Origin of the sequence: Stenotrophomonas sp., assembly GCF_032061965.1 — a bacterium.
Taxonomy (GTDB): Bacteria; Pseudomonadota; Gammaproteobacteria; order Xanthomonadales; family Xanthomonadaceae; genus Stenotrophomonas.
Genome location: NZ_DAMBEF010000010.1, coordinates 1 through 13,786, shown reverse-complemented (window position 1 = coordinate 13,786; position 13,786 = coordinate 1). Strand labels below are relative to the sequence as shown.

At 64.2% G+C, this 13,786-nt stretch carries 11 protein-coding genes and 1 pseudogene; 3 read left to right on the top strand and 9 right to left on the bottom strand.

The window, feature by feature from the left end:
- Positions 1-9: 9 nt before the first annotated feature.
- Complete coding sequence (locus RT460_RS07170; RefSeq protein ID WP_313318059.1) at positions 10-1,368, top strand: TolC family outer membrane protein; 1,359 nt, start codon at positions 10-12, stop codon at positions 1,366-1,368.
- Positions 1,369-1,480: 112 nt separating this feature from the next.
- On the opposite strand, the gene waaA is transcribed toward RT460_RS07170, so the two are convergent.
- Positions 1,481-2,779, bottom strand: a complete 1,299-nt coding sequence (gene waaA / locus RT460_RS07165) for a lipid IV(A) 3-deoxy-D-manno-octulosonic acid transferase (RefSeq protein WP_313318058.1) — start codon at positions 2,777-2,779, stop codon at positions 1,481-1,483.
- Between the two features lie 129 nt (positions 2,780-2,908).
- Between waaA and RT460_RS07160 the strand changes: the two genes are divergently transcribed.
- Complete coding sequence (locus RT460_RS07160) at positions 2,909-3,838, top strand: LpxL/LpxP family Kdo(2)-lipid IV(A) lauroyl/palmitoleoyl acyltransferase (RefSeq protein ID WP_313318057.1); 930 nt, start codon at positions 2,909-2,911, stop codon at positions 3,836-3,838.
- A gap of 102 nt (positions 3,839-3,940) precedes the next feature.
- Here the strand turns inward: RT460_RS07160 and RT460_RS07155 are convergent, their stop codons facing one another.
- The 6 genes from RT460_RS07155 to RT460_RS07130 all read right to left on the bottom strand — a co-directional run bounded on the left by RT460_RS07155 (position 3,941) and on the right by RT460_RS07130 (position 10,347).
- The gene (locus RT460_RS07155; protein ID WP_313318056.1) at positions 3,941-5,257 is read right to left on the bottom strand and encodes an O-antigen ligase family protein; all 1,317 of its coding nucleotides are present in this window, start codon (positions 5,255-5,257) and stop codon (positions 3,941-3,943) included.
- The gene (locus RT460_RS07150) at positions 5,238-6,350 is read right to left on the bottom strand and encodes a glycosyltransferase (protein WP_313318055.1); all 1,113 of its coding nucleotides are present in this window, start codon (positions 6,348-6,350) and stop codon (positions 5,238-5,240) included. Before RT460_RS07150 ends, RT460_RS07155 begins: the two co-directional genes overlap by 20 nt.
- 8 nt (positions 6,351-6,358) lie before the next feature.
- Positions 6,359-6,556, bottom strand: coding sequence for a zinc-finger domain-containing protein (locus RT460_RS07145; RefSeq protein WP_313318054.1), 198 nt, complete (start codon positions 6,554-6,556; stop codon positions 6,359-6,361).
- 90 nt (positions 6,557-6,646) lie between these two features.
- Positions 6,647-8,770 carry a peptidase domain-containing ABC transporter gene (locus RT460_RS07140; protein WP_313318052.1) on the bottom strand — a complete coding sequence of 708 codons (2,124 nt, stop codon included), beginning with the start codon at positions 8,768-8,770 and terminating at the stop codon, positions 6,647-6,649.
- Positions 8,770-8,922: a hypothetical protein gene (locus RT460_RS07135; RefSeq protein WP_313318051.1), complete on the bottom strand. Its 153-nt coding sequence runs from the start codon at positions 8,920-8,922 to the stop codon at positions 8,770-8,772. Before RT460_RS07135 ends, RT460_RS07140 begins: the two co-directional genes overlap by 1 nt.
- Before the next feature lie 159 nt (positions 8,923-9,081).
- On the bottom strand, positions 9,082-10,347 hold the full coding sequence (locus RT460_RS07130; RefSeq protein ID WP_313318049.1) for an HlyD family efflux transporter periplasmic adaptor subunit: 1,266 nt from the start codon (positions 10,345-10,347) through the stop codon (positions 9,082-9,084).
- Between the two features lie 190 nt (positions 10,348-10,537).
- Between RT460_RS07130 and RT460_RS07125 the strand changes: the two genes are divergently transcribed.
- Entirely contained in the window at positions 10,538-11,014 is a 477-nt protein-coding gene (locus RT460_RS07125) for a helix-turn-helix transcriptional regulator (protein ID WP_313318047.1), read from the top strand.
- Positions 11,015-11,095: 81 nt separating this feature from the next.
- Here the strand turns inward: RT460_RS07125 and RT460_RS07120 are convergent, their stop codons facing one another.
- Both RT460_RS07120 and RT460_RS07115 read right to left on the bottom strand, forming a co-directional pair.
- A complete protein-coding gene (locus tag RT460_RS07120; protein WP_313318046.1) occupies positions 11,096-13,387 on the bottom strand; it encodes an NADP-dependent malic enzyme in 2,292 nt (763 codons plus the stop codon).
- A 220-nt stretch (positions 13,388-13,607) separates the two neighbouring features.
- Positions 13,608-13,786: pseudogene (locus tag RT460_RS07115) on the bottom strand (C4-dicarboxylate transporter DctA); the annotation flags it as partial.

Below are 13,786 nucleotides of genomic sequence, written 5' to 3'. Positions count from 1 at the left end.
GAAGCCGCAATGATCCGCCGATCCCTCACCCTTGCGCTGGCAGTCGCACTTGCTCCGCTGACCTCCCATGCCGCCGACCTGCTGCAGGTCTACGAAATGGCCCGCAACGGTGACACGCAGCTGGCTGCGGCCGAATCCCAGCGCCTGTACGACAAGGAAGGCCAGGTGCAGGCACGTGCGGCGCTGCTGCCGCAGATCGGCGGTGAGGCCTCGTTGACCCGTAACCACACCAAGTACGACGACATCAGCGGCAGCACCACCTCCAAGACCCGCAGCTACGGCATCAACGGCAGCCAGACCCTGTTCAACTGGAGCCAGTTCGCCAACCTGCGCGCCGAGCGTGACCTGAGCAAGGCCGCCGATTTCACCCTGGATTCGGCCAACGATGAACTGGTGGTCCGCACTGCGACCACCTACTTCAATGTGCTGGTGGGCATTGAATCGCTGATCGCCGCGGAGACCAACGAAGCCGCCGCCAAGAAGCAGTTCGACTATGCCGACAAGCGCCTGGAAGTCGGCCTGGCACCGATCACCGACGTGCACGAAGCCCGCGCCCAGTACGACCAGGCCCGCGCTGGCACCATCCAGACCCGCAACGCGCTGGAAGACGCCTACCAGGCATTGACCGAACTGACCGGCCAGCCGGTGCGCGACCTGCGCGGCCTGCCGGTGGACTTCCGCCCGGAAGTGCCGGCCAACCGTGCCAACGTCGACCAGCTGGTGACCAACGCGGTGTCGCGCAACCCGGCGCTGAAGGCGCAGGAACTGCAGGTCAGCGCTGCCGAGTCCGGTGTATCGGCGGCACGTGGCGGCCACTACCCGACCCTGTCGCTGGGCGGCAGCTGGGGCAAGAGCGCACGCTGGGGTGACAGCACCGGCAGCGGCAGCCTGAGCCCGGACGCCACCACCAACTCGATCGGCCTGACCTTGAACGTGCCGATCTTTGCCGGTGGTGCCACCCAGTCCGGCGTGCGCCAGGCCCTGGCCCGTCGCGATATCGCCCAGGATACTTTCGAGCAGCAGAAGCGCGCCGTCGATCGCAACACCCGCAATGCCTACCAGGCACTGGTTGCAGGCATCAGCGAAGTGGAAGCACGTCGCCTGACCGTGGTTTCGGCACAGAGCGCGTTCGACGCGTCGCAGGTTGGCCTGGAAGTCGGTACCCGCACCGTGCTGGATGTGGTGCAGAACCAGCGCACCCTGTTCCAGGCGCAGCTTGATTACGCCGAATCGCGCTACAACTTCCTGCTCGCCCGCCTGCAGCTGAGCCAGGCCGTGGGTGATCTGGAAATCGCCGAAGTCCAGGACATCAATCGCCTGCTGACCGCCGATGCTGCGGCCAAGCTGCAGTCCAATCCGACGCAGTAAGCAGCAACGGTTGCAGATGTGAAAAAGCGGGCCTTTGGCCCGCTTTTTTTGTGCGCGATCCGCGCCGAGGCATGCAGGGTAGCGGCGGCCAAACAAACCGGTTGGACCGGCCTCAACGCGCCGCAGGAGGCAGTTGCGGCCGGATCAAATCCACGGTGCGTTCCAATGCGCCGCGGCCATTGGCCACCAGGGCACGACCGGCCTGCACCATCCGCTCGCGCTCGGCATCATCGTCGAGCAACTGCTCGACAGCCGCCCCCACCTCGGCGGCATCGGCGCAGATACGCAACGCGCCGGCTTCCTTCATGCGCCGCGATATCTCGGAGAAATTGTGCAGGTGCGGACCGGTCACCGCAGCGGTGCCCATGGCCGCCGGCTCCAACAGGTTGTGGCCACCGATGGGCTGCAGGCTGCCACCGACAAAGGCCACCTGGGCACAGGCGTAGAAGCCCATCAGCTCGCCCAAGGTATCGATGACGAACACCTGGGTATCGGCCTGCGGCCAATGCTGCAGCTTGCGCGTGGCGACCTTCCAGCCCTGCTCCCGCACCAGCGCATCAACCTTGGCGAAACGCTCGGGGTGGCGCGGCGCCCACAACAGCAACGCTTGCGGATGACGCAGCAGCAGTTGGGCATGCATGTCCACCACGGCCTGCTCCTCGCCCTCGTGGGTACTGGCCGCGATCCATACGGGTCGGCCCGCTGGGACATGCCGGGCAAACCCGGCCAACATCGGGGCCGGATCCGGCGGGTGCATGTCGAATTTCAGGTTACCCAGTGCTATCACCTGGTCCGCGCGCGCGCCCAGCTCGACAAAGCGCTTTGCATCTTCCTGCGATTGGGCCGCAACGCAGGTAACCGTGCGCAGCGCGCGCCCGACCAACGCCCGCAACAACCGGTAGCCCTTGAGTGAACGTGCCGACAGCCGTGCATTGAGGATGTAGACGGGCACCCCACGGTCACGGCAACCGAACAACATGTTCGGCCACAGTTCGGTTTCCAGGATCAGGGCCAGGCTGGGCTTGAAATGCCCAAGGAAGCGATTGACCGCACCCGGCACGTCATAGGGCAGGTAGACATGGTCCACCGCGTCCCCCCACAGCGCCCGCACCCGCTGCGAGCCGGTGGGGGTGATGGTGGTGATCACCCAACGCAGGTCGGGGCGCTCGGCGCGCAGGGCGTTGACCACCGCCGCCGCCGCGTTGACCTCACCCACCGATACCGCATGCAACCACACATAGGTCCGCCCATCGGCCGGCGGGTACGAGGCATAGCGCTCGTCCCAGCGCTTGAAGTACTCACGCACGCGGAAGCCGCGCCAGACCAGGTGGTAGACCGTGATGGGCAACAGCAGGTAGAGCACGGCCGAGTACAGGCCACGCAGCAGACGTTCGACGAAATCCTTGCGCATCGCGGAAGGATAAGGGAGAACGCGCAAAACCAGTGAAGACCCGCGCCATCCAGCACGGCCAAACCTCGTCCGTGGCGGCCCGGCGCATCCACTCAGTCCCTGCTCAAGCCCTTGGCTTAGAATTGGCGCATGTCCGATTCACCCACCACCGCAACCCGGCCCTCCTTCTTGCAGCCACGGCATTGGCCCACCTTCGCCTGGCTGGGCGTGGCCATGCTCGCCGCGCGCTTGCCGTGGACGCTGCAGCGGGCGCTCGGGCGCGGCTTGGGCTGGCTTGCACTGCACCTGGCACGCAGCCGCCGCCACGCGGCCGAGGTCAACCTGAAGCTGTGCTTCCCCGAAAAAGACGATGCCTGGCGTCAGCGGCTGCTGCGTGACAGCTTTGATGCACTGGGCGTCGGCGTGTTCGAATTCGCCCGCGCCTGGTGGGGCAAGATCGACGTGATCCGTCCGCAGGTGCAATGGGAAGGCCTGGAACACCTCAAGGCCTTGCAGGCCCAAGGCCGTGGCGTACTGCTGGTTTCAGGGCATTTCATGACCCTGGAAATGTGCGGGCGCCTGCTCTGCGACCACGTGCCATTGGCCGGCATGTACCGCCGCTATCGCAACCCGGTGATGGAGTGGGCGGTCAAGAGTGGGCGCCTGAAGTACGCCAACGCGATGTTCGCCAACGAGGATATCCGCGCCACCGTGCGCCATCTCAAGAAGGGTGGGTTTCTCTGGTACGCACCGGACCAGGACATGCGCGGCAAGGAGTCGGTGTTCGTGCCGTTCTTCGGCATGCCTGCCTCCACGATCACGGCTACGCACCAGTTCGCGCGCATGACCGGCTGCGCCGTGGTGCCCTACTTCCATCGCCGCGAGGGCAGCCGCTACGTGCTGAAGATCGCACCACCACTACCGGACTTCCCCACCGACGACGTGGTGGCCGATACCGCCCAGGTCAACGCCGCGATCGAGGACATGGTGCGCGAGGCGCCCAGCCAGTACCTGTGGATCCACCGTCGTTTCAAGCGTCAGCCGGACGGACTCAGCAACTTCTACGCCAAGCAGAAGTAGGCCTGCCGGGCGGGTTCCGCGGCTGGATCAGGAAGCACGCTCGGCAATCGCAGGCGCGGCATGCAGATCACCGCCACGCCAGATCCCGGCGTGATCCGTGTACTACTCCTGCTTTTCCGCCAGCAGCGCACCGGCGTACAACGCCGCCAGCAGGATGGTCAAACCACCCCAGAACGCCGAATAGAACGCCAGGTGGGTATTGAGCGGGAACACCGTGACGGCCAGCGCCACTGCCGCCGGCCGGGCCCGGTCACGGGCTTCCGGTGGCGCGTAAGCCCACGCCCGCACGGCCATGGCCATGCCCGCCAACCACAGCAGCAGGCCGAGCAGCCCGGTTTCGGCCAGGATTTCCAGCACGATCTGATGTGCATGCAGGGCCGGCCCATCGCCCCATGACGGGGCCTGCTGTGGCGCCGGATCGCAGTGCGGATACGCCTCGCGGAAACCGCGCGCACCGACCCCATTGATCGGATGCTCGCGGACCATGCACAACGCTGCTCCCCAGATCTGGCTGCGCCCGGACAACGCTTCGTTGACACCACGCTCGCCGTGCAAGGCCAGCGTAGTACGCGAAACACGCTCACCTACCTGCGGCGATACCAAGGCCAGCCCAGCCACCGCCAGCACGCCGATCAACAACGTAAGCAGCAGCCCCTTGATCCCGATCAGGCGCCACCCGGACAGCAGCAGCACCAGCGCATAGGTGATCAACGATGCCCGCGAACCGGCCAGGACCAGTACCACCCCCATCAAAGCGGCCACCACGAACCAGCCCAGACGCCCCCAGCGATGCCCCACCAGGAAAAGCAGGAACGGGGACACACTGGCCAGCACCTGGCCAAGCTTGAGATTGCAGGGGCCAAAAATGCCCGATAGGCGATCCGCCAGCGCAGCCTCCTCGGGGGCGCACAGCCCATGCCCGCTGACCAGCCATTTGAGCTGGTCCAGCGACCAGAACAATGGACTGGTACCGATGATGGCCTGGGCCAGGGCATCCAGCATCCAGATGCCAGCCACCACCGCCAGGCCGGTGAATGTCGTGCGCCGCCGCTGCGGCGTGGCCATGGCAATGGCGACCAGCCACATGAAAGGCAGGTAACGCAGGCCACCGGCGACTTTGCTCCAGGCTCGGCCGGGATCGGCCGCATCCAACGCGGAAACCAGCTGCGGCAACCAATAGGCAAAGAACAAGACGCTGGTCAGGGCCCAGGCCGGTACGCTCAACAGCGGACCGATGCCACCGCGCATGCGCAGCATCACCAGACGCACGGCGGTGTACAGCGCGCCCAGCACCAGCACCGACTCGGCGATGCCCGGCAACGGCCACAACACGACATAGGCGATCACCCACACCGGTGCCCAGCGGCCCGGCAGGCGACCATCCTTGGTGGCAGGGGTATCAACCAACGAGTTCTGCATAGGCATCCAGAGTGGCGCGCTGCATCGCCTGCAAGGTGAACGGAATACGCTGCGGCAAGAGCGGCGCATTGTGCAACAGTTCGCCTGCACGTTGCGCCAGCAAAGCGGATTGCCCATGCCGGACCGCGCCGGAAGGCTGCAACTGTGCCAGCAATTCCCCTACCCCGCCGTGGTCCCAGCCCAGTACCGGGCGACCTACCGACAGTGCCTCCAGTACGGTGCGACCAAACGCCTCGGGTTTGTCGGACAGCTGCAGGACCAGGTCACTGGCGGCATAGGCCTCGGCGATACGCGAAGTAGGTTCCGTGATCAGCACTTGCCCGGCGACGCCCATGCGCTCGGCCAGTTGCTCCAACTCGCCTACATAGGCTTCGCGCCCGGGCTCCCGCGTTCCCAACAGCCATAGCAGCGCATGCTGTCCCGCCTGCCGCAGGTCGGCGAGCAATTGGATGGCGTGCGCGTGCCCCTTCAGGCGGGTGCCCCTACCCGGCAACAACAACAGGGGAAGCGAGCCGCCCAGCGCGGGGTGGACCTGGGCAACCGCAAGGCGTGCCCGCCGGTCATCACGGCGCACACGTGCGAACTGGCGACTGTCGACCCCACGCGGTATCACCCGCAGTTTGTCGGAGTCAGTGGCGGGGTAATGCTGCAACAGATAGTCGCGCACGGTCTGCGATACGCAGATCACCCGCTCACCGCTGGTCATGATGCCGCTGTACCGACCTGGCGAATTCAAGCCGTGCATGGTGGTGACCCAATGCGGCCGCTGTTGCCCGCCCATGCCGCGCAGGGCATACCAACCCAACCATGCCGGCAGGCGCGAACGGGCATGCACGATGTCCGCACCGGTTTCGCTGAACAGGCGGCGCAAGGAGGCCACATGACGCAAGGTCAGCAGCGACTTACGACCAATATCCAGGCTCAGGTGCTCGGCACCGCTCTCCAATAGCGACGGCACCAGCCGGCCACCGGCAGAAACCACGATGGCACGATGACCCGCAGCCACCAATGCGCGGGCAATTTCCAGGGTTGAGCGCTCCACGCCGCCAGAGTGCAGCGCGGGCAGCAACTGCACCACAGTCAGGCGGCGCATCGCTCAGCTCAATCAACCAGCACGAATACCGAGCCGCAATACGGGCACGCGGCCTCGCCATTGGGCTCCTTTTCAATCGGCAGATAGACGCGCGGATGCGAGTTCCACAGCGCCATCTCCGGGGTCGGGCAGCTCAGCGGCAGATCGGCGCGGTGCACGTTGTAACGCTTCTCGGCGTTGGCGGGCGCGTTGGCGGTATGGCTCATGGCGACATTCACGAAAAACAGGACACCGCAATTCTAGCAGCGCCGGGCCCCGCTGCGGCTGCACGCGCCGCGCGCGAAGCCGCGGGACCATCACGCCTGCACGTGTAGTGGGACATCCTGGACCCCTGCCCCAGGCGCCAGCCGCAGGACCCGATCAGCCCCGCCGATGGCCTGCGGCCGATGGGTGATGATCAGCCGCGTCAAGCGCAGTTGCGCCAATGTTCCGCCGATCTGCCGCTCGCTGTCGCCATCCAGATGACAGGTGGCTTCGTCCAGCACCAGCAAGCGCGGGTGCCGGTACAGGGCCCGGGCCAGCAATAGCCGTTGCCGTTGGCCCGCGGACAGGGCGCTGCCGCTATCACCGATCAGGCCGTGATAGCCCATGGGCAGGGCCACGATCTCCTCATGCGCCTGGACCAGTCGCGCTGCCGCCTCGACCCGCGGCATGTCCAGGACGGGTTCGAGGAAGCTGATGTTATCGGCGATGCTGCCACTGAATAGCTGGTCGTCCTGCATCACCACACCCGCCAGCGCCCGCAACTGGCGCGCGCCCACCTGCTGCAGGTCCCTGCCGCCAATGCGAATGCTGCCACTGGTGGGCTGTAGCAGACCCAACAGCAATTTGACCAAGGTGGTCTTGCCGCTGCCTGAAACACCGACGATGGCGACGGCCTCCCCGGCTGCAATGCTGAAACTGCAGTTTTTCAACACCCAAGGCTCGGAAGGGCCATAACGGAAGCACAGATCCTCAACCTCCAACCGCATCTCGGTGATCGTGGCCGGCACATGTGGACCCTCTGACGGTTCGGGGGCGGCCAGCACGATGTCCGCCACCCTCGCGGCCTGCAGGCGCGCCAGCCGCAATTGCACCACTGCGTCCAGCAACGCCGTCACGCGCACGATGAACTGATCCTTGTACGCCAAGTAGGCTATCAGCATGCCAAAGGAGAGCACGTCATCCATGACCAGTGCTGCCCCAAGCCAGATTGCAGCGATGCACTCGCCCCCACGCAGCAGCTGCGCCACCCCACTGCAGCCCATGGCCAACCGCGCCAGCGCACCTTCTTCGCGGGTTGTTGCCGTGACCAGATGGTCATGCAGGCTGCGTTGTTGGGTCTGTTTGTCGGCAGCTTTGAGGCTGCGCATGCCACGCAGCACTTCACGCTGATGCCGCCGCTCACGCGCCTGTGCAAGAAGCTGTCGACGACTGCCATCGCGCTGATCCACCCATGTCACGGCACGTAGTGCCGCGTGCAGCAGCACGGCCAATACCGCGAGCAAGGCGAGCTTCCAGCTGTACAGCAACATCAGCAACAGCGTCGCAGGCGCCATGACACCATCGACGCAAACGGCTATGCAATTGCCGCCGATAGTCCGCTGGATGGATCGAGCCGCCTCAAGGCCCCCAACGAGGTGTCCGACCGGACGTCGTTCGAAGAACTCCGCCGGCAGATGAAACAGGTGCGCCAATACATTGCGCATCCATTGCAGCCCGAGCCGTGAAGCCAGATGTTGCACGGTGGCCGCGCGCAACACGCCAAGACCGGTCTGCAACAACAGCAACAACGCAAAGCCGATTCCCAGCAGAGTCAGCAGGTCGCGATCCGCCGCCGGCAGCACCTTGTCCACCACCCATTGCAGAAGCAAGGGCCCCAGCAGCACCGTTGCCTGCAACAGCAACGACACCAGCGATATCTGCGCCAGCTGCAGGCGTAGCCCCCGCACCGGCCCGAACAACTGCCGCAGGCCCAGCGGCTCAGGCCGCTTGCGCCGTTGCAATGCGGGCGTTGGCGACAGCTCCAGCGCCACCCCGGTGAAATGTGCGGAGACCTCGGCCATCTGCAGACGCCGCTCACCCACCGCCGGGTCGAGTACCGTCACGGTGCCCCGCCGCACCCGGCTGAGCACGACGAAGTGGTGAAGGTCCCAATGCAACACGCTGGGCAGGGACAACTGCGACAGTTCATCCATGTCCAGCTGCAGCAAGCGGGCTGACAAGCCCATGTGGTCGGCAGCATCGATGAGCTGGGCAGGCGTCGCTCCCGAGGCAAGGAGCGGAAAGCAGCGCCGCAGCTCATCCAGGCGTACGTGCAAACCATGCGCCGCCGCCACCATGGCCAAGGCTGCCAGACCACCCTCGCCAGCCTCGGCCTGCAGAATCAGCTTGGCCGCGCAGGCATTGCCGTCGTTTGCCTCTTCATCGAAATACCGCATCAGCGCCGCGCGCTCGGTTGTGCGCCGGCAATCGGCCCTTGCGGGTCCACGCGGGCAACCACTGGCTCCTGAAGAAAACCCTGCAGCTTTGCCGACGACGCAGCCGTGAGCAGCAGACCTTCGGAAGATCCGAGTTTGGTCATTTCGTTCACGCGATCGCCGGCAGTACTACCCAATCCACACGGGACCACTGGGGCAATACCGGAGACGCTGGACGCCCTGCGATGAATGCAGCTCACAACGCCATTCGCCACGGATCAACCCGTACAGCCGCAATCAACGTGGGCACTGGAAACAGCCGGCAGTCCAGATCATGCGCCATGCAATCTGCCCCACAGACGCAACAATGGCTCCAACAGCCACTGCAGTACGCTTCTGCGCTCGCCGAGCAGATCAGCCTCAAGCCGCATTCCTGGCTTCAGTATCGCGCTCACCCCATCGGCCACCCAGGACTGACCACCAAGCTCCACCGTCACCCGGTAAAAAGGCCCTCCCTGCTTCGGCTCGCCCAGCAGATCGAACAGTTCCGACGATCCCAATGCTGCGGTGCCGACGCTTGCCACGACACCAGACTGGTGACCGAACTTCTCGAACGGAAAGGCCGCATAGCGCAGCTGCACCTTGTCCCCCGGCGCCATGAAGGCCACCGCCGCCCCCGGCACCAGCAGCTCGGCTTGCAGACGACCATCTCCTGGCAACACGCTCATCAGTGTCTGGCCTTGGCGAACGGACTGTCCTGACTTGACCAGCTGCGTGCCTACCACCCCATCAACGGGTGCCTTGATCGCCGCACCGGCGCGCATCTCCAGCTGCACCCGCTGTTGCTGCAACAGTGCCCGCTGACCGGCATAGCCCGCGCCAACAGCCCGTTGCCCATCGGCGAGGACCTGCACCTCACGCTCAAGCTGCGTAACCGCCCGCTGCGCCAACACGATCCTTCTACCCACCGCCTGTAACTGGGCCAGGTAATCCAGCGCTTGCGCCTGCTGCTGGGTCAGCTGCCATGCACTGACGTAGCGTTCCTGTTCAAACTGACGCAGACGCGCCAGCGTTGCGTTGGCAAGCTGCACTTGTTGCGCACGCGTTTCACGCTCGGCGTGGAGTTCGGAAAGCTCAACCCGCGCACTCTTCAACTGTGCGACGGCAGCTTCCATCCGTTCGCGCGCCTGCGCGCCGGCCGCAGCCTGTTCGGCCAGCGCACTCTGCTCGCGTACCGTCACATCCTGCAGGAGTACAGCGTTTACATCTTCGCCATTACCCGTCACAGACGGACGTTCAATCAACAGCAGCGTGTCGCCTGCAACGACCTTCTGCCCTTCCGTGGCACCGATCCATCGAACCAGACCGGTGGTCGGCGCCAGCACCGTTGCCATGCCCTGCATGGGCACCAGCCGACCTTCAACTGAATGCCGCTGGGTATAAGAAAGGCCCAGCGCCAATCCAAGAACCAACAGTGCGAAACCAGCTGTACCTATGACCACCGGGAACAGACGGACGCGCTGCATGACAACAACAGCACCAAGCCAATGCGCGTGTGGCCGCTGCAGCACTTCGTCCCGAAACAAGTGCGAAGACATCAGACGATCCCGGAGATGAAAACAAGAACACCGACTCTGTGCGATCCGGCAACGCGCTGCAATTCACCCCACGCACAAAGATCACTTGCACCGACGTATCGAATGTTCGGAATGCCCAATATTTCGCCACTGCGCAAGCATCATTGGCAAAATTCGACAATATCGATGACGAGTACATTCTTGGCATTCCATGTCCGTAATGAACATTGACAATAAGTCTTTGCCGACTGCGCGCATGCGCAATCGCTTAGGCTCTAGTCGGCTCTCACATGGTCCGCGCTCAAGGAGGATTTTTTTCATGCATGACCATCTAGGGATCCGTATCCGCAAGGCACGGAGGAAGATGAAGATGACGCAGGCAGAGTTGGCAACCCAACTCAAAGTAAGCCGAAGCGCGGTGGGTAATTGGGAAAGTCCAACAGGCATATCACCCAGCACGACACGATTGATCACCATCGCCTTGGTGACCGATGTTTCGTTCGAGTGGTTGGCAACCGGGCGTGGCGAGCTGGACGCCGTGCCGCGTGAAACAGCTGTTGGCGAAGGGATGGAAATGATCGACGACCCGAGTGAACGCAGGCTGCTCAAGGCCTACCGTTCATGCCGCGCAGCCACCCGCAAGCTGGTGCTGCAGATCGTCGAGACACAGAAGGTGGCGCAGTTCTAGCAACACTGGTGCGGGCGCAATGCCCGTGAAACGCGAAAGCCGGCACTTGGCCGGCTCTCGCTTGCATTACCTGACGCAGAATCAGGCGTTGCGTTCTGCTTCCATCTGCTTGCGGATCTGCGCATCGACCGCAGCAATCGCGGTCATGTTCAGCACACGGCGCGAACTGGCACTGCTGGTCAGAATGTGTACCGGCTTGGTCATGCCCATCAGGATCGGGCCGATCGCCACGCCGTTGGTAAACACACGCACCAGGTTGTAGGCGATGTTGGCAGCCTCCAGGTTGGGCAACACGAACAAATTGGCGCGCCCCTTCAAGGTGCTGTTGGGCAGCAGCTTTTCACGCAACGCCTCATCCCAGGCAGTATCACCCTGCATCTCGCCGTCCACGTTCAGGCGCGGATTGCGCTTGAGCAGTGCCTCGCGCACCTGACGCATCTTCAGCGCGTCCTTGGAATCGTGGCTACCGAAATTGGAGTGCGACAGCAAGGCGATCTTGGGCTCGATGCCGAACAGCTTCATGCGATAGGCCGCCTGCAGGGTCGACTCCACGATCTGCTCGACCGTGGGATCTTCCTGCACATGCGTGTCGACGAAGAAGAACACGCCCTGATTGTTGATCACGCCGGTCATCGCCGAGGTCGAGCTGACCTTGGGCTCCAGCGGGATCACGCTGCGCACATAACCCAGCTTCTTGTGGAAGCGCCCCACCAGGCCCGACAGCATGGCATCGGCTTCGCCGCGGGCAACCATCACCGCCGCGATCAGGGTCGGGCGCGAGCGCATCAGGTTCTTGGCAGCGGCCACGGTGACGCCCTTGCGGCCGGTCATGTCGTGGTAGTACTGCCAATAGTCGTTGAAGCGCGGATCGTCGTTGATGTTGGTGATCTCGAAATCGACACCGGCCCGCATGCGCAGCGCCAGGCGCTCGATGCGTGCTTCGATGACGTCCGGGCGGCCGATCAGGATCGGGAAGGCCACGCCTTCATCGATCACGTTCTGCACCGCCTGCAGCACCACTTCTTCCTCACCCTCGGCATAGACCACGCGCTGCTTGTCCGCGCGCGCACGGTCATACACCGGCTTCATGAACAGGCTGGTGCGGTAGACGAACTGGGCCAGCTTCTCGCGGTAGGCGCACATGTCGGCGATCGGCCGGGTGGCAACGCCGGAATCCATCGCTGCCTGGGCCACCGCCGACGACAGCTCCACCAGCAAGCGACGATCGAACGGACGCGGGATGACGTAATCACGGCCGAAGCTCGGTACATCGCCGCCGTAGGCGGCACCCAGGTCGGAGGCTTCCTTGCGCGCCAGCGCGGCAATCGCGCGCACGCAGGCCACCTTCATCTCTTCATTGATGCTGGTGGCGCCCACGTCCAGCGCACCGCGGAACAGGTAGGGGAAGCACAGGGCATTGTTGACCTGGTTCGGGTAGTCCGAACGGCCGGTGCCCATGATCACGTCCGGACGCACCGACTTGGCGTCTTCCGGCAGGATCTCCGGATAGGGATTGGCCAAGGCGAAGATCACCGGGTCGCGCGCCATGCTGGCGACCATTTCCTTGCTGAGGATGCCGCCAGCGGACAGGCCCAGGAAGATATCGGCACCATCGACGATCTCGGCCAGGGTGCGCTTGTCGGTATCACGCGCGTAACGCGCCTTTTCCGGGTCCAGGTCGGTACGGCCGGTGTGGATCACGCCGTCACGGTCGAAAGCGAGGATGTTTTCCGGCTTCAAGCCCAGCGATACCAGCATGTTGACGCAGGAAATACCCGCCGCGCCCATGCCGGTGGTGGCCAGCTTCACCTCTTCGATCTTCTTGCCGGTGATCACCATGGCGTTGAGCACGGCGGCGCCGACGATGATCGCGGTGCCGTGCTGGTCGTCATGGAACACCGGGATATTCATGCGCTCGCGCAGCTTGCGCTCGACCACGAAGCATTCCGGCGCCTTGATGTCTTCCAGGTTGATGCCGCCGAAGGTCGGCTCCAGCGATGCGATGATCTCAACCAGCTTGTCGGGGTCGTTTTCGTCGACCTCGATGTCGAACACGTCGATGCCGGCGAATTTCTGGAACAGCACACCCTTGCCTTCCATCACCGGCTTGCCGGCCAGCGGACCGATGTTGCCCAGGCCCAGCACGGCGGTGCCGTTGGTGATCACGCCGACCAGGTTGCCGCGCGCCGTCATCTCGCTGGCCATGGCAGGGTCTTCCATGATCGCTTCGCAGGCGTGTGCCACACCCGGCGAATACGCCAGGGACAGGTCGCGCTGGGTCAACATGGGCTTGGTAGCCACCACCTTGATCTTGCCGGGCGGCGACATGCGGTGATAGTCGAGGGCGGCCTGTTTGAAATCTTCTTTGGACATCGAGATGGGAACGGTAGCGGGCAAGAAGGACAGCGGATGATACCGCCGTTAGCGGTGTTGGACCTGTCGCGATGCTGTCGCTGTCATGCTGCAAGCGCACAATCCGCAGGTAATGCGACCAATACGGCAAAGTCTGCGCCCATGCGGTGACAGGCACGGGACAAAAAAGGCGCGGGGCTGCCTGTTCGGTGGCAGACCCCGCGCAACACACACAGACAAATCAGGCCTGGACCGGCGCCGGCAGCGGTTGCGACGAGGCTTCCGCGATCACCGGCGTCAGCCGCCCATCCAGCGCATTGGCCAACTGCTCCTGGTCCAACGCCCCTTCCCAACGCGAGACCACGACCGTGGCCACGGCATTGCCGATGAAGTTGGTAAGCGAGCGGCACTCGCTCATGA